This is a genomic window from Nonomuraea sp. CA-218870 (assembly GCF_050936535.1).
In the GTDB taxonomy this organism is placed as follows: domain Bacteria; phylum Actinomycetota; class Actinomycetes; order Streptosporangiales; family Streptosporangiaceae; genus Nonomuraea; species Nonomuraea corallina.
The window spans coordinates 956,080-979,772 of record NZ_JBNJMN010000001.1; the positions used below are offsets into that span (position 1 = coordinate 956,080).

At 71.7% G+C, this 23,693-nt stretch carries 22 protein-coding genes and 1 pseudogene; 14 read left to right on the forward strand and 9 right to left on the reverse strand.

The annotated features are described in order from the left end of the window. Positions 1–2: 2 nt before the first annotated feature. The 4 genes from ACQEUU_RS04785 to acs form a co-directional block, all read right to left on the reverse strand. Positions 3–461, reverse strand: a complete 459-nt coding sequence (locus tag ACQEUU_RS04785; RefSeq protein WP_433060810.1) for a DUF309 domain-containing protein — start codon at positions 459–461, stop codon at positions 3–5. Continuing rightward, a complete protein-coding gene (locus ACQEUU_RS04790) occupies positions 458–1,378 on the reverse strand; it encodes an alpha/beta fold hydrolase (RefSeq protein ID WP_433060812.1) in 921 nt (306 codons plus the stop codon). Before ACQEUU_RS04790 ends, ACQEUU_RS04785 begins: the two co-directional genes overlap by 4 nt. Then, on the reverse strand, positions 1,368–1,817 hold the full coding sequence (locus tag ACQEUU_RS04795; RefSeq protein ID WP_433060815.1) for a phage holin family protein: 450 nt from the start codon (positions 1,815–1,817) through the stop codon (positions 1,368–1,370). Before ACQEUU_RS04795 ends, ACQEUU_RS04790 begins: the two co-directional genes overlap by 11 nt. A 249-nt stretch (positions 1,818–2,066) precedes the next feature. Then, the gene (acs, locus tag ACQEUU_RS04800; protein WP_433060818.1) at positions 2,067–4,040 is read right to left on the reverse strand and encodes an acetate--CoA ligase; all 1,974 of its coding nucleotides are present in this window, start codon (positions 4,038–4,040) and stop codon (positions 2,067–2,069) included. 261 nt (positions 4,041–4,301) lie between these two features. On the opposite strand from acs, the gene ACQEUU_RS04805 reads away from it, so the two are divergent. The 10 genes and pseudogenes from ACQEUU_RS04805 (at position 4,302) to ACQEUU_RS04850 (ending at position 11,609) form a co-directional block, all read left to right on the forward strand. Then, positions 4,302–5,081, forward strand: a complete 780-nt coding sequence (locus tag ACQEUU_RS04805; protein ID WP_433060821.1) for an oxidoreductase — start codon at positions 4,302–4,304, stop codon at positions 5,079–5,081. Between the two features lie 709 nt (positions 5,082–5,790). Beyond that, positions 5,791–6,831: a septum site-determining protein Ssd gene (gene ssd, locus ACQEUU_RS04810; RefSeq protein WP_433060823.1), complete on the forward strand. Its 1,041-nt coding sequence runs from the start codon at positions 5,791–5,793 to the stop codon at positions 6,829–6,831. Between the two features lie 60 nt (positions 6,832–6,891). Beyond that, positions 6,892–8,169: a TadA family conjugal transfer-associated ATPase gene (locus ACQEUU_RS04815; RefSeq protein ID WP_433060825.1), complete on the forward strand. Its 1,278-nt coding sequence runs from the start codon at positions 6,892–6,894 to the stop codon at positions 8,167–8,169. 5 nt (positions 8,170–8,174) lie between these two features. Further along, the gene (locus tag ACQEUU_RS04820) at positions 8,175–8,873 is read left to right on the forward strand and encodes a type II secretion system F family protein (RefSeq protein WP_433060827.1); all 699 of its coding nucleotides are present in this window, start codon (positions 8,175–8,177) and stop codon (positions 8,871–8,873) included. 94 nt (positions 8,874–8,967) lie between these two features. Continuing rightward, positions 8,968–9,771 (forward strand): type II secretion system F family protein, encoded by an 804-nt coding sequence (locus tag ACQEUU_RS04825; RefSeq protein ID WP_433060830.1) that lies wholly within the window; start codon positions 8,968–8,970, stop codon positions 9,769–9,771. A 227-nt stretch (positions 9,772–9,998) separates the two neighbouring features. Continuing rightward, entirely contained in the window at positions 9,999–10,232 is a 234-nt protein-coding gene (locus tag ACQEUU_RS04830) for a DUF4244 domain-containing protein (protein WP_433060833.1), read from the forward strand. Between the two features lie 29 nt (positions 10,233–10,261). After that, complete coding sequence (locus ACQEUU_RS04835; protein WP_433060835.1) at positions 10,262–10,582, forward strand: TadE family type IV pilus minor pilin; 321 nt, start codon at positions 10,262–10,264, stop codon at positions 10,580–10,582. Between the two features lie 13 nt (positions 10,583–10,595). Then, the gene (locus ACQEUU_RS04840; RefSeq protein ID WP_433060838.1) at positions 10,596–11,024 is read left to right on the forward strand and encodes an Rv3654c family TadE-like protein; all 429 of its coding nucleotides are present in this window, start codon (positions 10,596–10,598) and stop codon (positions 11,022–11,024) included. After that, positions 10,963–11,409, forward strand: a pseudogene (locus tag ACQEUU_RS04845) (NmrA family NAD(P)-binding protein); the annotation flags it as partial. The gene ACQEUU_RS04840 and the pseudogene ACQEUU_RS04845, both read left to right, overlap by 62 nt. Positions 11,410–11,486: 77 nt before the next feature. Beyond that, positions 11,487–11,609, forward strand: coding sequence for a hypothetical protein (locus tag ACQEUU_RS04850; protein WP_433072023.1), 123 nt, complete (start codon positions 11,487–11,489; stop codon positions 11,607–11,609). Between the two features lie 118 nt (positions 11,610–11,727). On the opposite strand, the gene ACQEUU_RS04855 is transcribed toward ACQEUU_RS04850, so the two are convergent. Then, positions 11,728–12,987: an arginine deiminase gene (locus ACQEUU_RS04855; RefSeq protein ID WP_433060840.1), complete on the reverse strand. Its 1,260-nt coding sequence runs from the start codon at positions 12,985–12,987 to the stop codon at positions 11,728–11,730. Between the two features lie 402 nt (positions 12,988–13,389). After that, on the reverse strand, positions 13,390–15,642 hold the full coding sequence (locus ACQEUU_RS04860; protein ID WP_433060843.1) for a Zn-binding domain-containing protein: 2,253 nt from the start codon (positions 15,640–15,642) through the stop codon (positions 13,390–13,392). 408 nt (positions 15,643–16,050) lie between these two features. Here ACQEUU_RS04860 and ACQEUU_RS04865 point away from each other — a divergent pair, with 408 nt between their 5' ends. The 4 genes from ACQEUU_RS04865 to ACQEUU_RS04880 all read left to right on the forward strand — a co-directional run bounded on the left by ACQEUU_RS04865 (position 16,051) and on the right by ACQEUU_RS04880 (position 20,719). After that, positions 16,051–16,401, forward strand: a complete 351-nt coding sequence (locus ACQEUU_RS04865) for an STAS domain-containing protein (RefSeq protein ID WP_043629845.1) — start codon at positions 16,051–16,053, stop codon at positions 16,399–16,401. Continuing rightward, positions 16,402–16,830 carry an ATP-binding protein gene (locus ACQEUU_RS04870; RefSeq protein WP_270157561.1) on the forward strand — a complete coding sequence of 143 codons (429 nt, stop codon included), beginning with the start codon at positions 16,402–16,404 and terminating at the stop codon, positions 16,828–16,830. A gap of 846 nt (positions 16,831–17,676) precedes the next feature. Continuing rightward, on the forward strand, positions 17,677–19,950 hold the full coding sequence (locus tag ACQEUU_RS04875) for a sodium-translocating pyrophosphatase (protein WP_433071735.1): 2,274 nt from the start codon (positions 17,677–17,679) through the stop codon (positions 19,948–19,950). Between the two features lie 298 nt (positions 19,951–20,248). Continuing rightward, positions 20,249–20,719 carry a SixA phosphatase family protein gene (locus ACQEUU_RS04880; RefSeq protein ID WP_433060848.1) on the forward strand — a complete coding sequence of 157 codons (471 nt, stop codon included), beginning with the start codon at positions 20,249–20,251 and terminating at the stop codon, positions 20,717–20,719. Here the strand turns inward: ACQEUU_RS04880 and serB are convergent. Genes serB through ACQEUU_RS04895 form a run of 3 tightly spaced genes read right to left on the reverse strand, consistent with a single transcriptional unit; the run spans position 20,691 to position 23,641 of the window. Further along, positions 20,691–21,929 (reverse strand): phosphoserine phosphatase SerB, encoded by a 1,239-nt coding sequence (serB, locus tag ACQEUU_RS04885; protein WP_433060851.1) that lies wholly within the window; start codon positions 21,927–21,929, stop codon positions 20,691–20,693. The genes ACQEUU_RS04880 and serB overlap by 29 nt on opposite strands. 51 nt (positions 21,930–21,980) lie before the next feature. Further along, positions 21,981–22,988, reverse strand: a complete 1,008-nt coding sequence (locus tag ACQEUU_RS04890) for an S-adenosylmethionine:tRNA ribosyltransferase-isomerase (RefSeq protein ID WP_433060854.1) — start codon at positions 22,986–22,988, stop codon at positions 21,981–21,983. After that, positions 22,985–23,641 carry an SDR family NAD(P)-dependent oxidoreductase gene (locus ACQEUU_RS04895; RefSeq protein WP_433060856.1) on the reverse strand — a complete coding sequence of 219 codons (657 nt, stop codon included), beginning with the start codon at positions 23,639–23,641 and terminating at the stop codon, positions 22,985–22,987. Before ACQEUU_RS04895 ends, ACQEUU_RS04890 begins: the two co-directional genes overlap by 4 nt. Positions 23,642–23,693: the final 52 nt, after the last annotated feature.

Sequence of the window (23,693 nt, forward strand, 5' to 3'; positions counted from 1 at the left end):
GCTCAGCCCAGGTCGTGCGGCTCCGGCAGCCCGGCCAGGATCTGCTTGATCGCCTCGCCGGCGTCGCTGTCGTCGTGCAGCCCGGACGCCACCCTGCCCACCGCGTCGTACGGGTCCCCGTACGCCTGAACCCGGGCCGCGCCTCGGGCGAACAACGTCAGCGCGCCGCGCCCGTTGCCGCGCTGCAGGTGGGTCAGACCCACGCAGATCTGCGCCAGGCCCTGCCACAGCTCGCGCTCCTCCTCGGGAGCGCACTTCCAGCGCCCCTCGAACACCTCGTGCGCGTTGAACGGCAGGCCCTCGGCCAGGAACAGGCGGCCGTCGGCGAGCGCCTGCCCCGTGGTGGGCGCGTAGTCGTCGGGCACCCTCGGGGTCCCCTCCGAGCCGTACGGCAGCGGCCGGCCGAACGCGTCACGCGGCCGGGCGTTGCGCGGGCGCCCCTCCGGATCTCGGTCTCTCATCGGTCCGGCTCCGGGTCGGCGAGCCAGCCGAGCAGCTCGGTGTCGAACACGTCGGGAATCTCCTCGTGCGGGAAGTGGCCCGCGCCCTCGAACAGCCGCCACCGGTACGGGGCGGCGACGTAGCGGCCCGAGCCCTGGGCGGTGCGCGGCAGCGTGAGCCGGTCGAGCGCCCCGTGCAGCTGCAGGGTCGGCGCCTCGACCTCGGTCCGCATGGTCCTGGCGTAGCGAAGGCCGTCCGGGCGCAGCTGCGAGCGGCCGAACCACCGGTGGTACTCCAGCGCGCAGTGGGACACCGCCGGGATCGAGAACGCCTCGCGGTAGGTGCGCGCCGTCTCCGCGTCCGGCCAGCCGGGCCCGGACCACTCGTCGAGCAGCCTGCCCACGAGCGCGCCGCCCCGGCGGGTCAGCCGGTGCTCCGGCAGCAGCGGGAGCTGGAAGCCGAGCGCCCGGCGGCTCGCCCTGAGCTGGCCGAACGGGTCGGTCAGCAGCGCGCTGCGCAGCCGCAGCGGATGCGGGGCCGACACGGCGACCAGCCGGTGCACGCACTTCGGGTCGAGCACCGCCATAGTCCAGGCCAGCAGCCCGCCCCAGTCGTGGCCGACCACGATCGCCCCGGTCTCACCCAGCGCCCTGATCAGCCCGGCCGCGTCGGCGGCCAGCGTCGGCAGGTCGTAGCCGCGCGGCGGCTTGTCGCTGCCGCCGTAGCCGCGCAGGTCGACCGCGACCGCGCGGTAGCCCGCCGCGGGCAGCGAGGCGAGCTGGTGGCGCCAGGTCCACCAGAACTGCGGGAACCCGTGGAGGAGCAGCACCAGCGGCCCGTCGCCGGCCTCCACGACGTGGAACCGGGTGCCGCCCGCGTGCACGGCGCGGTGCGTCCACGGCCCCTCGATCCGGACGACGGCCTCGTCAGGTGCCATCACTCGTCACCGGCCTCTTGGCTGGGAGCGGTCTGTCGCCCAGCGGGAGCGACGGCTCGTCCGGATGGGAGATCTCCTTGAGCCCTTTCAGCGACCGCGTCGTCCGCTCCATCTTGGTCAGGCCCTTCAGCCTGCGGACCCCGACGAAGACCAGCAAGCCGGCCACGAGCAGGTAGAAGACGGTGACGATGAGGAAGGCGGCCCACATCGGCAGCCACTCGGCGATCACGAACGCGATCGTGAACGAGAGGAGAATCAGGCACAGGTGTGCCATGAAAGCGGCGGCGGCGAACATGCCCCCGGCCATGCCGACCCGCTTGGCGTCGAACCTGAACTCGGCCTTGGCCAGCTCGATCTCCGAACGGACCAGGGTCGAGATGTGATCGGTCGCCCGGGCGACGAGCGAGCCCAGTGATTCTTCCTCGGGAGTCTGCGGCATGAACGTCTCCTATCGGGGCCTGATGGCCGTGTCAATCATCAATCAGCGGGATGCGGGCTCGCGTACCGTACGCGAAACCGGCCCGCCTGCGGACTCGCCTCTCCCGGCGGAACATCACAGGACCTGCCCACCACGCGTCCCGCAATCACTCCCAGCTCTACCCGATCCGAGAACATAGCGCCGCGCCGGTCCGGCACGCGCGCGACCCCCTGTCCCGGATGCCGGGACAGGGGGTCGCGCGCGGGAATCCTAGTCTTCGGCCTTCGCCGACGGGAGCTTCTCCGAGATCAGGTCCATCACCGTGCTGTCGGCCAGCGTCGTGACGTCGCCGATGCTCCGGTTCTCCGCCACGTCGCGCAGCAGGCGTCGCATGATCTTGCCGGAGCGGGTCTTGGGCAGCTCAGGCACCACGAGGATCTGGCGCGGCTTGGCGATCGGGCCCAGCGTCTTGGCGACGTGCGCGCGCAGCTCGGCGCCGATGTCGTCGCTCTCCTCGACCGTGCCGCGCAGGATGACGAACGACACGATGGCCTGGCCGGTCACCGGATCGGTGGCGCCCACGACCGCCGCCTCGGCCACCTTCGGGTGGCTGACCAGCGCGCTCTCCACCTCGGTGGTGGAGATGTTGTGCCCGGAGACGAGCATGACGTCGTCGACGCGGCCCAGCAGCCACAGGTCGCCGTCCTCGTCCTTCTTGGCGCCGTCGCCCGGGAAGTACATCCCGTCGAACCTCGACCAGTACGTGTCGATGTAGCGCTGGTCGTCACCCCAGATCGTGCGGAGCATGGACGGCCACGGTTCGCGGACGACGAGGAAGCCGCCGCCGCCGTTGGGCACGCTGTTGCCCTGGTCGTCGACCACGTCGGCGACGATGCCGGGCAGCGGGCGCATGGCCGCGCCCGGCTTGGCCTCGGTCACGCCGGGCAGCGGGCTGATCATGATCGCGCCGGTCTCGGTCTGCCACCAGGTGTCGACGACCGGGCAGCGGCTGCCGCCGATGTTCTCGCGGTACCAGACGTACGCCTCGGGGTTGATCGGCTCGCCCACCGAGCCGAGGATGCGCAGGCTCGACATGTCGAACTTGGCGGGGATGTCGTCGCCCCACTTCATGAACGTCCGGATGGCGGTCGGCGCGGTGTAGAGGATCGAGATCTCGTACTTCTGCACGATCTCCCAGAAGCGGCCCCGGTGCGGGGTGTCGGGCGTGCCCTCGTAGATGACGCTCGTCGCGCCGTTGGCCAGCGGGCCGTAGACGATGTAGGAGTGGCCGGTCACCCAGCCGATGTCGGCGGTGCACCAGTAGATGTCGGTCTCGGGCTTGAGGTCGAAGACCGCGTCGTGCGTCCAGGCGGTCTGGGTCAGGTAGCCGCCGGTGGTGTGCAGGATGCCCTTCGGCTTGCCGGTGGTGCCGCTGGTGTAGAGGATGTAGAGGGGGTCTTCGGCGCCCTGCGGCTCGGGGGTGTGCTCGGCGCTCTGGCGGTCGACCACGTCGTGCCACCACACGTCCTTGGCGCCGGACTCGACCTCCTGGCCGGTGCGCCGTACCACCAGGACCTTCTCCACCTGCGGGCACTCGGCGACGGCCTCGTCCACGGTCGGCTTGAGCGCCGACGGGTTGCCGCGGCGGTAGCCGCCGTCGGCGGTGATGACGAGCTTGGCGTCGGCGTCGTCGATGCGGCTCTTCAGCGCGGCGGCGCTGAAGCCGCCGAACACCACGGAGTGGACGGCGCCGATGCGCGCGCAGGCCAGCATGCTGATCGGCAGCTCGGGGATCATCGGCATGTAGATGGCCACCCGGTCGCCCTTGCCGACGCCCAGTTCGCGCAGGGCGTTGGCCGCCTTGGAGACCTCTGCCTGCAGCTCGGCGTACGTGATCACACGGGTGTCGCCCTCGGGCTCACCCTCCCAGTAGTAGGCCACCTTGTCGCCGCGACCGGCCTCGACGTGGCGGTCGACGCAGTTGTAGGCGACGTTGAGCTCACCGCCGACGAACCACTTGGCGAAGGGCGGGTTCCACTCCAGGGTGGTGTCCCATCGCTTGGTCCAGGTCAGCCTCTCGGCGGCACGCTCCCAGAACGCGAGGCGGTCGGCGTCGGCCTCGGTGTAGGCGGCGGCGGTCACGTTCGCGGCCGCTGCCAGCTCGGCCGGCGGCGCGAACCGGCGGTTCTCCTGCAGCAGATTGGACAGTGCCTGGGTCTCGTTGCCAGGGGTCTCCGGGGCCACGTTCGCGCTCCTTCTGGGCCGTACTCCGTTGGGTCAAGCACCACTTCACCAGGTCACGACGTGCCCACACAAGAGGTCTAGACAGGTCTGTACCGTTCGTCGCACGAAGCCGACAGCTTGCCGATTCGCTCGACAAAAGCTATTGAAACGTTGTCATTCTGATTCTCTTTCGTGGAACGCGCCAAAGGCGGCTGCTTTATGGGCCCCCCTTGGGAGAGGGCGGCGAGAGCGACCCTCTACCCGCGGGTATGGTCGATATCCGTGAGTGACCCCTTGGCCGTCATCGCGCGGCTTCCCGGCGTGCCCGAGGCCGTCGACGCCGCCCGGGAGGCCGTCGACCGGCTCTACCGCCACCGTGTCCTGCGCCGCGCCAGCCCGGCCGTGTCCACCGAGTCGTCGTTGCGCGGCGCCCGCGCCTCGGCCGCGCTCGCGGGCGCCGACGTCCCGCTCGACGCGCTGCGCAGAGACGAGGCGCACGACCCGGTCGTGCAGGGAGCGCTGCGCGCCTCCGTCGAGCTGGGCCGGCTCGGGCCCACCTGGCGCCAGGCCCCCAGGCAGGTGCTGGCCCGACTGCACACGCTCGCCGCGGCCGGGCTGACCGGCCAGGAGGCCCTGGGCAGGCCCAGGACGGCCGACAACGCCCCCGACCCGCTGGGCCTCGGCCCCGCCCCCTCCGCCGAGGAGACGGCGGCCCGGATGGAGAGCCTCTTCCAGCTGATGGCCGGCGCCACCAAGCCCCCCGCGCTGGTGCTGGCCGCGATCACGCACGCCGAGCTGGCGGTGCTGCGGCCCTTCGGCACGGCCGACGGCCTGGTGGCGCGCGCCGCCGAACGGCTCACGCTGGTGGAGTACGGGCTCGACCCGAAGTCACTGGTGGCCGTCGAGGTGGGGCACCTGGAGCTGCCGTACGCGGAGGGGCTGCGGGCCTACCTGAGCGGCACACCCGAGGGCGTCGCCCAGTGGATACAACAATGTGCCTCTGCGGTAAGCCTGGGAGTGCGGGAAGCCGCCGCCATCTGCGAAGCCATGCAAAGAGGCTGACGACATAGCCGACGGCGCCTCTGTCAAGAGACGCCGTCCGGCGGTGCGTCACACCGGGTTACCAAGCGTGCACCTCAATTCGTCGGAGCGGGTCAAGCCCGTCATGACGCGCCTCCCGCGGCTGGTCGCGCGTGGGTACCCGGCTGACGCACCCGGACATCTCGTCCGTGTCACCTTTCTACGACGGATCCGCCCTGATGGGAACCCCCGCGAGCACGACCTTTACCGGAGGTTGGCCGCGGGTACGGTGTGGCGCTCCGCGCGATGGTTCCCGCGCGTGGTTATCAAGTCGTGACGATCACCGTCTGTGACCTGCTTTATGCGATCGTTATGCGATTGCCAAAAAACTTGGCGCGAATGGCAGATTACGCCTCGACGAATCTCGAGTCGATCGGGCAGCATACGGGTGTATCACCGGAAACTGGAGCGACTCTGTACGGGGTTCTGTTTCCCAGTCCCTTGCCATGCTCTGGTGAAGTGATGAAAGCTTTCTTCTGAAACGGGACCGGCTCTACCCCCCCGGAGCCGGACCGAACAGGCGACCCCCGCTCTCCCCCCGGCGGGGGTCGCCCCATTTCCGGACCTCTCCGGCGCGCTTGTCCACAGCCTGTGCACGCTCCGGGCCCGTCATCCCCAGAACCCCGTTCGCCTCCGCGCGCCCCGGCCCGCCCCGGGCATGGTCGGACCTCCCCGACCCAAGGGAGGCCCGATGAATCGCCCGCTGGTCATCACCGAGGACCGCGACCTGCTCGACGACCTGGTCCGCATCGCCGCCGCGGCCGGCGCACAGCTCGACGTCGCCCACGCCCCCGCGCACGCCCGCCCGTTCTGGGGCCCGGCCCCGCTGGTGGTCGTCGGCGCGGACCTGGCCGACGCCGTCGCCGCCTGCGCCCCGCCGGCCAGGGACCGCGTGTTCCTCGTCACCCGCACCCCCGACGACCCCGACACCTGGCGGCGCTGCGTCGGCGTGGGCGCCCAGACGGTCGTCCCCCTGCCCGACGACGAGCGCCGCCTGGTGGAGGAGCTGGCCGACGCCATGGAGCCGGACCCCAGATCGGGCGTGATCCTGTGCGTGATCGGCGGCCGGGGCGGGGCCGGTGCCAGCGTCCTGTCGGCGTGCCTGGCGCTGCGGGCCTCCCACGACAGGCTCCGCACCCTCCTGGTCGACGCCGACCCGCTGGGAGGCGGCCTGGACGCACTCCTGGGCAGGGAGGAGACCAAGGGGGCCCGCTGGGCCGACCTGGTGGCCCGGCAGGGCCGCGTCAGCGCCTCGGCCCTCCAGGGAGCCCTGCCCTGCTTCGGCGACCTCTCCGTCCTGTCGTTCCACCGGGGCGAGATCCGCCCCATCCCCCGCGAGGCCATGCGCTCGGTCCTCGAAGCGGGCCGCCGGGGCTTCGACCTGGTCGTCGTGGACCTCCCGCGCCACCTCGACACGGCGGCCGCCGAAGCCCTCGGCAGGGCCGCCACCACCCTCCTGGTCGCCACCGCGGACGTCCGCGGCGTCCTCTCCGCCGCCCAGGTCCTGCGCCGGGCCGCCGAGCACACCTCCGACATCCGCGCCGTCATCCGCCCCGGAGTCCTCGACCCCGACACGGCGGCCGCCTCCCTGGCCATCCCCGCCGCCGCCCGCCTGCCCGACCACCCCCGCCTGACGGCCACACTCAACCGCGGCGAGCTTCCCCGGCTCGGCCCCCGCACCGCCCTCGGCGCCCTCTGCGCCACCCTCCTGCACGACATCCTCCCGGCCTGACCCCGCGGCGATCCGGTGAGCCGCTCACCCGTCCAGCTCAGTCCCAGAATCGAGGCCCCCGTGCCCCATCAGGTGACCCCCGAACTCGTGGAAGCCGTCCGCGTACGCCTCGCCAGAGCGGGCGCCGAACCCACCGCCGCGCAGGTGGCCGTCGCGCTCCGCGCCGAACGCGCCGTCTACGGCGACGCCGAGATCCTCGCCGTCGCCCGCGCCCTGTGCGCCGACCTCATCGGCGCCGGCCCCCTGGAGCCGCTCCTGGCCGCGCCCGACGTGACGGACGTCCTGGTCAACGGCCCCCGCGAAGTCTGGGTCGACGACGGCCATGGCCTGCGTCTCACCCCGATCACCTTCACCGACGACGCCGCGGTCCGCCGACTCGCCCAGCGCCTGGCCGCCGCGGCGGGCCGCCGGCTCGACGACGCCTCCCCGTACGTCGACGCCCGCCTGGCGGGGGGCGTCCGCCTCCACGCGATCCTGCCCCCGATCGCCTCGGGAGGCACCTGCGTCTCGCTGCGCCTGCCGCCCCGGCGCACGTTCACGCTGCCGGACCTGGTGACGGCCGGCACCATCACACCCGCCGCCGTCCCCATCCTCACGACCCTGGTCACGACCAGACGGGCCTTCCTGATCTCGGGCGGCACGGGCACCGGCAAGACGACCCTCCTGTCCGCCCTGCTGTCCCTGGCCGACCCCGGCGAACGCCTCCTCCTGGTCGAGGACTCCGCCGAACTCCGCCCCCTCCACCCCCACGTGGTCCGCCTGGAGTCCAGACCCGCCAACCTGGAGGGGGCGGGCGGCGTGGGCCTGAGAGACCTCGTCCGCCAGGCCCTGCGCATGCGACCCGACCGGCTGGTGGTCGGCGAGGTCAGGGGAGCGGAGGTGGTCAACCTCCTCGCGGCCCTGAACACCGGTCACGAGGGCGGCTGCGGCACCCTGCACGCCAACACGGCGGCCGACGTCCCGCCCCGGCTGGAGGCCCTGGGGTGCGCCGCGGGCCTCAGCAGACAAGCCGTCCACAGCCAGCTGGCCGCCGCCCTGGACGTCGTCATCCACCTCACCCGCAGCCGCGTCGACGGCAAACGCCGCGTCTCCGAGATCCGCCTGCTGGCCCGGACCGCCGACGGCCTCGTCGAGGCGATCCCCGCCGTGACGTTCACCCCTGAGGGCCACGCCCGCCCCGGACCCGCCTTCGCCTCTCTGACCGGCGACACCCCGCCCTCCAGCCGGCCCACACCGCCTCCGACCCGCCGATCCGCCCCTCCCGCCCGCCACCCGGATACGACCTCCGGCATGGCTCCGAGTGCGGTCCCCGGCGCGGCCGGCCGCGAGCCGTCATGAGCCTGATGGCCGCCGCCCTTTTCACCGCTCTCGCCGTCTGGCTGTGGACCGGTCCCGACGCCGGGGCCCTGCGACTCGGCCGGCTCACCCGCCGCCAGGACGAACGCGGTCCACGCGCCCTGAAGACCCTTGTCGCCCGCCCGGACAGGTCACGCCGCGCGGACGCCTGGCGCCGGGCGTCGATCGAGCTGTGCCATGCCATGACCGCCGAACTGTCGGCGGGCCGTACCTCGGGGGAGGCCCTGACCAGAGCGCTCACCGCGGTCGACTTCCCCGACCCCGACGCGCTGCGCCCCGTGTCGGCCGCGGCCAGAGACGGCGGGGACGTGGCCGCCGCCCTCCTCCAGGCCGCCCCGGAGGAGGGCGGTGAGGGACTGCGCCGCCTCGCCGCCTGCTGGGAGGTCAGTCTGACGGCCGGTGCCGGCCTGAGCGCCCTCGTGGACCGCGTCGCCACGACCCTGCGCGCTTCTCAGACGCACCGCCAGGACGTGGCGGCCCAGCTGGCAGGCCCTCGGACCACGGCCAGGATGCTGGCCGTGCTCCCGGCCCTGGGGCTCCTGATGGTCGGCGCTCTGGGCATGCGCCCGCTGGCCTTCCTGCTGGGCGGCCTCCCGGGCCTGCTCTGCCTCACGGCCGGCCTCTCCCTGGACGCCTGCGGCCTCTGGTGGACCCATCGCATGGCGACCCGGGCAGCGAATCCCTGATCCTCACGGACCCGTCCACCACCCCGATCCGTACATCTCGGGGCCCGGTTTTCGCGCGCCCCCGCCTCATCCCCAGTCACCCGAAGGGCTTCCCATGCTCGCCCTCGCCTCCGTCCTCTGCGCCGCCTTGTCGGCCTACCTGTGGATCTCGCCCAGCACCCCTGCTCACCGCCTGGCCCGCCTGCTGCCCGAGCCGTCCTTCGTTCATTCCACACCTGCCTTGCTCGACGAGCAGGGCGGCTCCCATCCCTCGCCCTCGCCCGTCTGGCTCGACGGCAAGGCGGAGGCCCGGCGCCAACTCTCCAGCCGCACCGTCATCCCGTCCCTGGGCGTCGGAGTGATCGTCGCCCTGCTGGTCGGCGGCGTCCCCGGCCTTCTGATGGCTCTCCTGGTCACACCGGCCACCGCCGCGGTCCTCCATCGCAGGGATCCGCCGGAGCTCCGGCGTGACCGCGACCGGATCGCCGCCGACCTGCCGTTCGCCGCCGATCTCATGGCAGCCTGCCTGCTGGCGGGCCGGCCCATCAGCGCCGCCACCGACATCGCCGCCACAGCGATCAGTGGTCCACTCGGGCTCCGGCTCGCCTGGGTGTCGGCCCAGCTCAAGCTCGGCGCCGACCCCGAACCCACCTGGAATCACCTGTCCCGCGATCCTGCCACCGCTCAACTCGCGCGGGCGATGATCCGAGCAGCCCAGAGCGGCGCGCCCGTGGCCGATGTCCTGACCCGTCTGGCGGACGATGCCCGCGAAGCGTCGAGAGCGGCCTCTGCCGCCGCGGCGCGCAGCGTGGGGGTCAAAGCGGTGGCGCCCCTGGGCCTCTGTTTCCTCCCAGCCTTCGTCTTCCTCGGCATCATCCCCGTGATCGCCGGCCTCGCCGGCACGATCGTCCTGCCTTGACGTGCCCGCACCCGCCCGGCCTTCCGGACTGCCCGCACCTGCCTTGGCTTCCGTTCACCAGGACACACGCCTGTTGGGTTCCGGACTCAAGGGCGCTTCGTCCACAACCTGTGGCACCACCCACCCGCTTGTCCCCAGAACGACGCTCGGTCTCCTGGCCCCGAACCCGTGCGAGCGAACCTGGGACCCGCAACGCCGGACACCCGGCCGACCTTCCTGGAGGCACGATGCAGTACGTCAACACCCTGTCCTTCCGCGCCCGCTGCCGCCGCTGGTGGTCACTCAGGCAGGCTCGTTCGAGCGGGGCCGCGCGCGACAGGGGCATGTCCACCGCCGAGTACGCGGTGGGCACGATCGCGGCCTGTGCCTTCGCCGCTCTGCTCTTCAAGGTGGTGAGCAGCCCCGAAGTTCAGCAGATGCTGTCGTCCCTGATAGACCGGGCGCTCAACACCAACGGATGACCACGCGCCGGCGGCCGTCCAAAGGCTCCGTGACCGCTGAGACGGCCGCGATGCTCCCCGCTCTCATGGTCGTCCTCGCGGCGGCGCTGTGGGCCATCCAGGCCGTCGGAGCGCACCTCGAATGCGTGGACGCCGCCCGCGCCGCCGCTCGTGCCGCGGCCAGGGGCGAGAGCCTCGATCAGGTACGAGACCTCGCCCGTTCCGCCACCCACTCCCGAGCCGAGGTGACAGTGGACCGCACCCCAGACCTCACAACCGTGCACATCTCCCTCGCCGTCCGGCCACCCTGGGGCCCCGCGCTGCCCGCCGTACGGGTCACCGCTTCCGCCACCGCCGCCACCGAATCCTGATCTGGAGGCTCAGATGCCACGCCACGACCGAGGGTCGGCGACACTGTGGGGCGTCGCCCTCATGGGCTTGCTGATGACCGTGGCCCTGGCCTTCGCCACGGCCGGCTCCGTACGTGTCGCACGCCACCGGGCGCACGACGCCGCCGACCTCAGCGCGCTGGCCGCTGCCGAGCTGGCGCTCGTGGACCCTGAAGGCGCCTGCGCCAGGGCGGCGGCCCTGGCGCGGCAGAACGGCGCCGACCTGTCGAGCTGCGCCATCACCGGCGCGGTGGCGGACGTGCGGACATCACTCACGATCTCACTCCCCGGCTTCGGCGCCCGCACCGTGACGGGCCGTTCGCGCGCCGGCCCCGCACAGGCCGGCCCCGCCAAGCCGACGTATGCCCTGGACGGAAGACGCACCAGTTCCTGGCGGCACCGGCACCGAGCTGCAACGGCGTGAGGATCGCATCACCGAGCTGATCGCCGGACATGGGATCTCAGGCGTGCCGCTCTTCATCTCCGGAACGTTGTCGAGATGTGCCGAGGCCCGATCCAGGCTCAAGCCGGAGCCCTGGGAGGGCCATCAGGCTGGAGGACATCCGGCCCCGTGGGTCGTGTCGAGGAAGACGCGAAGCAGCCGGGCCAGGTCGCGCTGGGTCCTCGGCGGACATGCCGCTGAAGATGTCCTCGCTGATCTGACGTTGCAGGTCGGCGATCTGGTCGATCGCGGGCGGGTGCGGGCGCTGACCCGAGATCCGTCGGGCGCCCCGGGCAAGGCGATGGCCGCGCGGGGTGTGGAGGTCGTCGCCGGAGACATGGCGGACCAGGAATCGCTGAAGCAGGCACTGAAGGACGCGGGCAGGCCGGGCCGCATGCGCGCATTCCACGGGTGCTGCTGCGGGCGATGGGCAAGGAGGCGCGGATGCTTTTCTGGTTCGAAGAGTCCGGATACAACGCCGACATCCCGGCCCTGCGCAAGCAGCATCCCGGCCTGCTCACGTTCGAAACCCGGCTCGCCCAGACCAGTGGGCTGGAGTCGGCATGACCTGGTCACGGGGCGGACACCGTAGTCGGCGACCTGAACGAACCCCTGACCATCAGAAAATCACAAACGACCAGAAATCACCGTCAACACCTACGAGTCACTGTCGAAGTCGTCGGCATCAGATCGGCGCCCGCTGGATGGGGCAGGTCATGCAGCGGGCGCCACCTCGCCCCTTGCCCAGCTCGAAGCCCTCGATCTCGATCACCTCGACCCCCCGGGCCCGCAACTGCCGGTTGGTGAACTGGTTCTTGTGGTAGCCGATCACCACGCCGGGGGAGAGCGCGAAGAAGTTGTTGCCCGAGTCCCACTGCTCGCGGGCCTGCTGGTAGTCGTCACCCCCGGTGGGGATCAGCTCCAGTTCGCGGATCTCCAGGGCGTCCGCCACCGCCTCGGCGAAGCCGGCGTCCATGTGGACGTCGAGAGTGCCCGGCTTGTCCGCGGGACGAAGCGAGTACGTGACGGCCGTGTCCAGGAACGGCGGATAGACCGCCGCCTTGTTCACGTCCAGGAAGGTGAACACGGTGTCCAGATGCATGTACGTACGCCGTTTGGGGATCTCGACGGCGATCACCCGGTCGACCGAGCCCTTGCCGAACAGCGACAGCGCGATGTGCTCCACGGTGCGCGGGTTGGTCCGCTCGCTCAGGCCGATCACGACCGTGCGGTTGCCGATGGGCATCATGTCGCCGCCCTCCATGGTGGCGGAGCCGTAGTCCTCCTCGTCGAACCGCGATTCCTCACCGCGTTCGGGATACCAGAACGCGAACTCCTCCCGGGCGAACATGGGGTGATAGTGGTAGATCGTGCTCTGGTTCATCGTCTCCAGCCGGCGGGCGTGGTAGTACATCGGGTTGAGCGACACCCCGCCGTAGAGCCAGGCGGCCGGGTCACGCTGATAGAGGGAGTTCGGCAAGGGCGGCAGCATGAAGTCCTCCGGCCGCGCCGAGGCCGCCACCAGGGAGCTCCCCTCCAGCCCGGTGACCCCGTACTCCTGCTTGGTCAGCCCGCCGATGAGGTGGGCGGCCAGTTTCTCGCCGCTCCATCCCACCAGCGTCTCCCGGACGCCGTCCACGAGCGCCGGGCCGACGGTCAGATGGGTCACGGCCTGTTCGACGGCGCGCTGCTTGGCCTCGAAGCTGCCGTCCAGCGCCTGTGCGAGCAGCTCCTGGTGGTAGAAGACCTCGACGCCGTGCTCGCGCATGACGTCGACGAACGCGTCGTGCTCCCGCTGCGCGTGCTCCACCCAGATGATGTCGTCGAAGAGCAGCCGGTCACGGTTGGCCGGGGTGAGCCGCCGGAGGCTCAGCTCCGGCCGGTGCACGATGACCTTGCGCAGCGTGCCCACCTCAGAGTGGACGCCGAGCAGCTGATCGGTCATGGTTCCTTCCTCCTTGACGAGTCAGATGGTGAGCCGGCCGGTCGCCAGGCCGGTGAGGCCGACGAGGGTGCCGGCGACCGCGACGGCCGACAGTGCCGGCTCGACCCTGGAGAGGGGGCGTCTGCCCCGTTCGCGCCTGGTGATGACGAACAGGACCGTGCCGGGAGCGTAGATGACGCACGCGAGCAGGAGAAACTCGTGCCCGGCCGTGTCGTCACCGAGGACGTGCGGGCGGTGCCGGTCTCCGTGGTGGTCATGGCGGTCAACTTCATTTCCGCCACGCCCTGGCGCGATATCGCGTGTCTCGCATCCTTTGCCGAAGTATGTCCCCGGTGGGACAGCCGCGGATGCCGGCACCGGCGCCAAGACGCCGGGATCGCGTGGCGCGGCCGCCATCCCAGGTCAAGGGCGGAGCAGTGTGGCCAGGAGGCGGAGCGCGCCTTGTTTGTCCAGCGGTTCGTTGCCGTTGCCGCACTTGGGCGACTGGATGCACGAAGGACACCCGCGCTCGCACTCACAGGAGTCGATGGCCTCGCGTGTGGCCGTGAGCCATTCCCGGGCACGCGTGTAGCCGCGCTCGGCGATGCCGGCGCCGCCCTGGTGGCCGTCGTAGACGAAGACCGTGAGCAGGCCGGTGTCCGCGTGCAGTTCCGTCGACACGCCGCCGATGTCCCAGCGGTCGCAGGTGGCGAAGAGGGGGAGCAGCCCGATGGCGGCATGCTCGGCGGCGTGAGCGCACCCGCCCAGGTCGAAGCCCTCCTCGGCCAGCGGGGCGACCTCGGCCGCGGGGAGCGTCCACCAGACGGCGCGGGTGCGCAGGGTGCGCGGCGGCAGGTCCAGGGGTTCGTCGCCGAGCATCTCGCCCGACTGCGTCCGGCGCTTGAGGTAGGAGACGACCTGACGGGTGACCTCGACCTCGCCGAAGTGGAGGGTGCCGGGGCCGAGCGGCTGGGAGCGCAGGGTGGACAGGACCGAGATGTCGGTGATGTCCCTGGCGAATGTGGAGTAGTCGGGTGTCGCGGCGGCGACCAGCGCCACGCCGGCCTCCAGATCCAGCTCCTCCACGAGGAACGTCTCGCCCTGATGGAGATACACCGCGCCGGTGTGCACTGTCGTGTGGGCCGACGGCTCGTCCACGCTCCCGAGCAGGCGGCCGGTGGCGGACTCGACGACGTGGATCGGGGCTCCGCCGCCCCCGCGGATGTCGGCCAGGTCGGTGGCGCGTTCCCGCCTGGTCCAGTACCAACCGGCCGGGCGGCGGCGCAGCAGGCCCTCGGCGACGAGCGCTTCGAGCACGCCGGGCGCGGCGTCGCCGAACACCGGGAGATCCCGCTCGGTGAGCGGGATCTCCGCGGCGGCGGCACACAGGTGCGGGCCGAGCACGTACGGATTGTCCGGGTCCAGCACGATGGCCTCGACCGGCCGGCCGAACAGGGCCTGCGGGTGGTGGACGATGTAGGTGTCCAACGGGTCGTCACGGGCGATGAGCACGGCCAGCGCGTCCTGGCCCTCGCGCCCCGCCCGACCGGCCTGCTGCCAGAGCGAGGCGCGGGTGCCCGGCCAGCCGGCGATCAGCACGGCGTCCAGGCCCGACACGTCGACCCCGAGTTCCAGGGCGTTGGTGGTGGCCAGGCCCATCAGGGCGCCGGAGCGCAGCGCCTTCTCCAGCAGCCTGCGGTCCTCCGCCAGATAGCCGGCCCGGTACGCGGCCACCTTCTCGGGCAGCCCCTCCCACCCCTCGTCCTCGGGCAGCGCCCATGACAGGGATCCCGGCGCCGCACCGGTGCGCGCCGGGGACGAGTCGTCACCGGCGTCACGCGGGAGGGCGTCCGGGGGCTCTGGGCCGTGGCTGCGCGGGCGGCGCGGGGCCTGATCACGTGCGAGGTCGTGGCCGGGGGGAGTGCTGTGGGCGGACAGGGAGAAGGCGACGTCGGCGAGTTTGGCGCGGGCCTGGAGCGCCACCGTCTCGGCGCCGCGGCGGCTGCGGACGAAGGCCAGGGTGCGGACGTCGGCCAGCACCAAGTCCGCGAGCAGGTCGGCGGCCTCGGCCGTGGCGGTGCGGCGCACCGGGGCGCCCTTCTCGCCTCTCAGTTCCGTCAGCGGCGGCTCCCACAACGCGATGGTGGTCGAACCCTTGGGCGAGGCGTCCTCCGTCACCTCGTCCACGTCGAGCCCGGTCAGCCTCTTGGCGAACACGCCGGGCTCGCTGGCCGTGGCCGAGGCCAGCAGGTAGGCGGGCGAGGAACCGTACCGAGCGCAGACGCGGCGCAGGCGGCGCAGGATCTGGGCCACGTGGGAGCCGAACACGCCCCGGTAGCCGTGGCACTCGTCCACGATCACCAGCCGCAGCCGGCGGAAGTACAGCGACCACTGGGCGTGCCTGGGCAGGATGCTCCGGTGCAGCATGTCCGGGTTGGTGAGCACGTAGTTGGCGTGCTTGCGCACCCAGGTGCGTTCGTCGAAGGGGGTGTCACCGTCGAAACAGGCGGCTCTGACCTGGGTGATGCGCAGGTCGCGGATGCCGCGGAGCTGGTCGGCGGCCAGGGCCTTGGTCGGTGTGAGATACAGCACGGTGCCGCCGTCGAGGCAGGCGCTGACCGCCGGCGTGAGGTACGCCAGAGACTTCCCGGAGGCGGTGCCTGTGGAAATGATCACGTTTCGGCCACGATAGACCAGGTCGGCGGCCTCGTACTGGTGATGCCAAAGCCCAGGGACGCCCTGGTTCGCCAAGCGCGTAACAAGGACTTCAGGGGCCCAGTTGGGCCATCCCACTTGACCCGCCTGACGTGCTGGAACATGCTCCACATGGGTGACACGCTCGTGACGTGCGGGAACGCCGAGCAGGTGCTGGAGGAGTGGACCTGGTCGGTGTGGGGAGGAAGCGGAGGAAGTCACTGTTTCCAGTCTGCATACGTGGGCAAAGTCGCCGGGAATCGTGATTTCGTATAGACACAAGCCAGACGCGTGGTTGAATGCCGCGCGTCAGGGTCCGACAGTCGGGAGCCCCGCTCCAGACTGCCAGGCCCGCAAGGGTACTTTCGCAGGCGAGGCGCTGGAGGATCTGTGGATCTGAAGTTGGATCACCGCACCGAAGACCGACTCACCATCGTGGAGGTCGAAGGTGAGATCGACGTTTACACGGCGCCGAGATTGCGTGAGCTCCTCATCGATCTGGTGAACAAGGGCAACTTCCACCTTCTGGTCAACATGGAGAAGGTCGACTTCCTGGACTCGACGGGTCTGGGCGTCCTGGTGGGCGGGCTCAAGCGGGTCCGCGCCCACGACGGCTCTCTCGAACTGGTCTGCACTCAGGAGCGCATCCTGAAGATCTTCCGGATCACCGGTCTGACCAAGGTCTTCGGGATCTACGCTTCGGTCGACGAGGCCAAGGAAGCTCACGGCAAAGACAAGTAGATGGCCACCGTCGAGCTGACGTTCAGCGCTCTTCCCGCCCACGTACGCACGGCGCGCCTGGTGGCCACGGCCATCGCCCGGCGCACCGGCGTGGCGGAGTCGTTGCTGGACGAGGTCCGGCTCGCCGTGGGTGAGGCGTGTTCCCGGGCGGTCGAGGCGCATCGCGCCCACTGTCCGGGCGAGCCCATCCGCATCGAGCTGAAGGACGACTCGGGGCGCTTCGAGGTCACGGTCAGCGACCAGGCGCCCAGTGACGAGACCAAGCAGGAGCAGCCTCTCGACCTGGGAATGCTGTCCGACTCGTTCATGTCCGGCTTCGGAATCGCGGTGATCGCGGGACTGGCCGACGACGTGGAAGTGTTCCCGAGTCCCAAGGGCATGCGGATCCGCATGAGCTGGCCCGCCGCCACCAACGGGCATTTCCGCTGACACGCCCTCCCCGCCGCCGGTATGCGCCCCCGGGTTTCCGGCCGTCGTCCTGACCGAAGTGAGAGCCCTCGGGCCTGACCTTCGGTCGGGCCCGAGGGGCGTGAGCGCTGCCGGTCTCGACCGATGGTGAGGCCCGCCGGCTCCGAGCGTGGCCGAGGGTTCGGTTATGGTGCCGGACCGTCGGCTCTGGTCCGCGATGAGCGGGTGCGGGCGGGGGCCGACGGGCTCGACTCTCCCACCGTCATGGTCGCGACAGCGGATTGCCTCAACGAGGGTGCCGCCAGGTGCGGGGCTCTCCGAATCTCGCCGGGTGACAGCGTCCAGGGCGTCTCGGGTACGGCGGAACAGCCGGCCGAGCCGTGCCGTGTCATCGCCCGCGCCGCCCGGTCCGGCCATGAGCGCGATCGCACGCCTCCCGGGGCCGCGCGTCCTCCTGATGGAGTCGTAAGGCCGGCGCGGCGGCAGGCACCTGTCACCGGCCATCCGTCCCTCGCGTCGTCCCGTACGGGCCCGGAGTGGCGTTCCGGGCATCGGTGACGGTATTTCGGTTGGTCCTTTCAGGGCCTCAGTCACGACCGTAAACCTCAGGAAATATCGCCTGTCAATTCGCAAATCACCCCGTTGTCAGCGGCTTACTGACCAGACGCGCAATTGCCCGCCCCTAGAGCCTTCATATCTGCGTATCCCCTGCGTAGACTCCCGGCACCGGCCAAGGTGATCCGGCGAAACCGCGGATTCAACCGGAAGCGGCACCCACAACCCGGATGGTGCCGCACCGCCCGCCTACATTGCAGCGCCACCCGGGCAGGACGACCGGTCTTGCCGAGGAGAACGATGTCTAGGCACATGCTGGCACTGGAGCCAGCGTCCAATCTGACCCTAAGCGGAAACAATCTCACCATCGTGATCGTGGTCGCCGCGGTCGCACTTATCGCGCTGGCCGTCGCAGGCGGTCTGGTGCGCGAAGTGCTCGCCGCCGACCAGGGCACGGAGCGCATGCAGAACATCGCCCGTGCCGTTCAGGAGGGGGCCGCGGCGTATCTGACGCGGCAGTTCCGCACCCTGGCGATCTTCGTCGTGATCATTCCCTTCCTGTTGCTTCTCCTACCGGGCGAAACCGACGTACGGATCGGACGCTCGATCTTCTTCGTCGTCGGCGCGGTGTTCTCCGCGCTGACCGGATTCATGGGCATGTGGCTGGCCGTGCGCGGCAACGTCCGCGTGGCCGCCGCCGCCAGGGAGTCGGGCGAGAAGCGCGCCATGCGCATCGCCTTCCGTACGGGCGGCGTCGCCGGCATGTTCACCGTCGGCCTGGGCCTCCTGGGCGCGGCCGTGGTCGTCTTCCTCTACCAGGGCGACGCGCCCGGCGTGCTGGAGGGCTTCGGCTTCGGCGCCGCGCTGCTCGCCATGTTCATGCGGGTCGGCGGCGGCATCTTCACCAAGGCCGCCGACGTCGGCGCCGACCTGGTCGGCAAGGTCGAGCAGGGCATCCCCGAGGACGACCCGCGCAACGCCGCCACCATCGCCGACAACGTCGGCGACAACGTGGGCGACTGCGCGGGCATGGCGGCCGACCTGTTCGAGTCGTACGCGGTCATGCTGGTCGCGAGCCTCATCCTGGGCCGGGTGGCCTTCGGCGAGCAGGGTCTGATCTTCCCGCTCATCGTGCCCATGATCGGCGTCCTGACCGCGATCATCGGCATCTTCGTCACCCGCCTGCGCGACAAGGACCGCAACGGCATGGCGGCCATCAACCGCAGCTTCTTCATCTCGGCCGGCATCTCCGCGGTCCTGGTCGCGGTGGCGGCCCTGTGGTACCTGCCGAGCAGCTTCGACGGCCTGACCGGCGCGGCCGTGCAGTCCGACGCCGACCCGCGGGTCATCGCCATCGGCGCGGTGCTGATCGGTCTGGTCCTGGCCAGCGCGATCCAGCTGCTCACCGGCTACTTCACCGAGACGAACCGGCGTCCGGTCCGCGAGATCGGCGAGAGCTCCCGTACCGGCCCGGCGACCGTCATCCTGGCCGGCATCAGCGTCGGCCTGGAGTCGGCGGTCTACTCGGCTCTGATCATCGGCGCGGCGGTGTACGGGGCGTTCCTGCTCGGCTTCGGCAACGTGACGGTGGCGCTGTTCGCGGTGGCCCTGGCCGGCACCGGCCTGCTGACCACGGTCGGCGTCATCGTCTCGATGGACACCTTCGGCCCGGTCTCCGACAACGCCCAGGGCATCGCCGAGATGTCCGGCGACGTCGAGGGCGAGGGCGCCCGCGTCCTGACCAGCCTGGACGCCGTCGGCAACACCACCAAGGCCATCACCAAGGGCATCGCCATCGCGACCGCCGTGCTGGCCGCCACGGCCCTGTTCGGCGCGTTCCGCACCGCCGTCGAGAGCGAGCTGCCGACGGGCAGCGTGTTCAGCCTCGGCATCGACGCGCCGAACGTGCTGGTCGGCCTGATCATCGGCGCGGCCGTGGTGTTCCTGTTCTCCGGGCTGGCCATCATGGCGGTCGGCCGGGCGGCGATGCGGGTGGTCTTCGAGGTACGGGAGCAGTTCCGCAGCAAGCCGGGCATCATGAACGGCACCGAGACGCCCGAGTACGGCCGCGTGGTCGACATCTGCACCCGCGACTCGCTCCGTGAGCTGGCCACGCCGGGCCTGCTGGCGGTCATGACGCCGATCGCGGTGGGCTTCGCCCTCGGGTACGCGCCGCTCGGCGCGTTCCTGGCGGGCGCCATCGCCGCCGGCACGCTGATGGCCGTCTTCCTGTCCAACTCCGGCGGCGCCTGGGACAACGCCAAGAAGCTGGTCGAGGACGGTCACCACGGAGGCAAGGGCTCCGAGGCGCACGCGGCCACGGTCATCGGCGACACCGTCGGCGACCCGTTCAAGGACACCGCCGGTCCGGCCATCAACCCGCTGATCAAGGTGATGAACCTGGTCGCGCTGCTGGTGGCGCCGGCCGTGGTGCTGTGGGCGGACAACGTCGCGCTGCGCGTCATCGTCACGGTGGTCGCGGTGGGCGTGGTCGTCGGCGCCATCATCATCTCCAAGCGCCGCTCGGTCACCGACGAGCCGGCCAACGACGGCAACCACCGCGACAGGGAGCCTGTCGCGTCCTGACACCGATCCGCGCGACGCCCGCCTCTCGCCCGTCGAGAGGCGGGCGTCGCCGTGTGGACGACGCGCCCCCAAGGGGGCGGGCTCTGGAGTGTTTGAGGAGCGGGATCTCGGGGACTGCGTTCGCGGGCGGGTTCGCGGAGGGGGATACGCGCGATGGTCGGCGGCGATGGGAAACTGTGCTGATGGAAGAAAAGCCGCCGTCCGGCGGGAAGACCCTGGCTCTCATCCTGCTGGCGATGCTGGCCATCATGGCGGTGATCGCGGCGCTGGCCGTCTGGGCGTCGAGAGGATGACCGGGGTGCGCACGCTGATCCTGCTCCGCCACGCCAAGGCGGCGAACCAGACGCTCGCGATGCCCGACAAGGACCGCCCGCTGACCGACCGCGGCGAGCGTGACGCCGAGCGGGCCGGTGAGGAGCTGCGGATTCTCGGGCTGACGCCCGAGGTGGTGCTCTGCTCGCCGGCCCGGCGCGCCCGGCGCACCGCCGAGCTCGCCTTCCCCGGCGTCCAGGCGAGGTACGAGCCGGCGATCTACCAGGCCTACCCGGAGGAGCTGCTGGAGCGGCTGCGCCTGCAGGATCCCGACCACGCCACGGTGGCGCTGTGCGGCCACAACCCGGCCGTGCACGAGCTGGCGCTGACGCTCACGGGCGGCGACTACGGTTTCGGGCCCGGCACCTTCGTGGTGATCAGGTGCGCGGTGCCGTGGGCCGAGCTGTCGTCGGGCCTGGGCGAGCTGATCACACGCTGGGACCCGAAGCTCGACTGACGAGCAGGGCGTCCTCGGCGTCGGCCGCCTCCACCTCGTCGCGGGAGATGCCGAGCAGGTAGAGGATGGAGTCGAGGTAGGGCGTGTTGACGGCGGTGTCGGCCGCCTGGCGCACGACCGGCTTGGCGTTGAACGCGATGCCCAGCCCGGCCGCGGCGATCATGTCGAGGTCGTTGGCCCCGTCGCCGATGGCCACGGTCTGGCTGATCGGCAGCCCCGCCTCGCGGGCGAACCTCTCCAGCGCGCGCGCCTTGCCGGGCCGGTCGACGATCTCGCCGACGAGCCGCCCGGTCAGCCTGCCGTCGACGACCTCCAGCACGTTGGCCGCCGAGTAGTCGATGCCGAGATCCTCGACGAGCGCGTCGGTGATCTGGGTGAAGCCGCCGCTGACGATGGCGAAGCGGTAGTCGAGCCGCTTGAGCGTACGCACGAGCGTGCGGGCGCCGGGGGTGAGCACGACCGCCTCGCGCACCTGCTCGAACACCTCGGCGGGCAGCCCTTCGAGCAGGGCGACCCGGCGGCGCAGCGACTCGGCGAAGTCGAGCTCGCCGCGCATGGCCTCCTCGGTGACCCGGGCGACCTCGTCGAGGCAGCCGGCGTGCTCGGCCAGCAGCTCGATCACCTCGCCCTGGATGAGCGTGGAGTCGACGTCCATCACGATGAGCCGCTTGGCCCGCCGGGACAGCCCGGTGCGCTGCACGGCCACGTCCACCTGCTGGGCGGCGGCCTCGGCGGCGAGCTGGACGCGCAGCTCGTCCGGGTTGGCGCCGGAGACGGACAGCTCGATGCAGGTGACCGGCCACTGGGCGAGCCGCTCGATGCGGTCGATGTTGGCCCCGGCGGCGGCGATGCGGCCGGCGATGCCGGCGATGGCGGCGGGCTGGAGCGTGGTGCCGAGGACGCTGACCGACAGGCGGCCGCGGCGGCGGCGCTCCTTGGCCAGGGAGCCGGTGGACAGCTCCACCTCCATGCCGAGGTCCTCGGCGGTGCGCTCGACGGCGGTCCACATGGCGCCGAGCGTGCTGCCGGTGCCGGTGGACGGCCCTCCGGCGTAGGCGACCAGGACGCCGAGCGTGAGCCGGCCCCGGATGACGACCTGCTCGATGTCGGCCACGGTCACGGGGAAGCCCGAGAGGACGCTGAACAGGCGCGAGGTCACGCCTGGCCGGTCCGGGCCGTTGAAGGTGATCAGGAGGGTGCGCTGGTCCACATTCAGCCACGGTACTGCGCCCGCTCGGATGCCCGCGCCGCAGGTCCGCAATTAGCTCCGCAAGATCAGATGGGCGTCGCCGAACTCGTGCCACAGGTACCCCTCACGCAGCGCCGCCTCGTACGCGGCGCGGAGCGGACGCTCGCCGGCGACGGCGGCCAGCATCATCAGGTGGCTGGAGCGCGGTTCGTGCAGGCCGGTGAGGAGTCCCGTGACGGCCCGCACCCCCGTGGCGGGCGTCACGACGTGGCCGGTCCAGCCTTGGGACGCGGTCACCCGGCCGCCGGCGGCGGCGGTCTCCAGCGCGCGCACCACGGTGGTCCCGGCGGCCACCACCCGGGCGCCGCCGGCGAGCGCCAGGTCCACCAGGCGGGCCGTGCTCTCCGGGACCGCGTAGCGTTCCGCGTACGGCGGCTCGTCCTTCTCCGGCGAGGCCACCCCCGTGTGCAGGGTGATCGGCGCGACACCGATGCCGCGCGCCACCAGCGCCGTGACGAGCTCCGCGGTGAACGGCCGCGCGGCGCTGGGCATCTCCGCGCTGCCCGGCACGGTCGCGAACACCGTCTGGTACGCCTCGATCGGCCAGTCCCTGGTCACGTAGGAGTACCGGATGGGTACCCCGTGCCCGCGCAGGTACGTCTCCACGTCCCGGTCGAGCTCGGCCCGCCACAGCCGGGGCGTCTCGCGGCCGAGGAGGCGCAGCGTGGCCCGTCCCGGCAGCGGCAGCCACTCGCCGGGCGCGCCGCCGTCGTACGGCTCGCTGGCGGTGGCCGTACGGCGGCGCAGCTCGACCAGCCAGGAGCCGTCGGGCCGCGCGGTGGAGAAGTGCACCGCGAGCCGGTCCAGCCGGACGGCGGCGGGGAGCGTCGCCGAGTTGTTGACCACGATCAGGTCGCCCGGTTCGAGCAGGGCGGGCAGGTCGGTGAAGCGGTGGTGCGCCGGTTCCCGGTCGCCCGCCGAGACCAGCAGGCGGACCCCGTCCCTGGCGAGGCCGCGCGCCTCGGGCGGCTCCTGGGCGGACAGCGCGGGCGGCAGGGCGAAGTCGAGCGCGGCGGTCATTGGAGGCTCACCCGGCCGCTGGCCGGACGGGAGCGGACGAGGTCGTGCAGGGCGGCGGCGACCTTGGCCGGGTCGGTGGCGGCGGCGGCCTCGTCCGCGCCGACGGCGTCGGCCAGCATCCGGGTGTCCATCTCACCCGGGTCGGCCCACCAGACCGCCAGGTCGGGCTCCTCGGCCGCGAGCACGTTCGACACCTGCTCCAGCGCCGCCTTGGTGGCCCCGTACCCGCCCCATCCCTCGTACGCGCCGGTGGCGGCGTCGGAGGTGACGTTGACGACGGCGCCGCGCGTGGCGCGCAGCGCCGGGAGCGTGGCCTGGATGAGCGCCAGCGGCGCGGTGACGTTCGTCTCCAGCAGCTGCCGGAACGTCTCCAGCGGGTAGGCGGCCAGCCGCGGCAGCGGCGTGGCCCCGAGCGCGCTGGCGTTGTTGACCAGGAGGTCCAGCCGGGGCACGGCGTCCGCGAGGCGCCGCACGTGCGCGGGTTCGGTCACGTCGCCGGGGATGGCGGTGGCGCCCAGCTCGGCCGCGGCCCGTGCCAGCTCGTCCGCGCCGCGCGCGGTGAGCACCAGGTCCCAGCCGGCCTCGGCCAGCGACCGCGCGAGCGCGAGGCCGAGTCCGCGGGAGGCGCCGGTGATGAGTGCGGTGTTCGTCATGCTCGCGACGGTAGGAGCGCGGCGGCGCGCGCGCATCGGGCCGCGGTCCTGG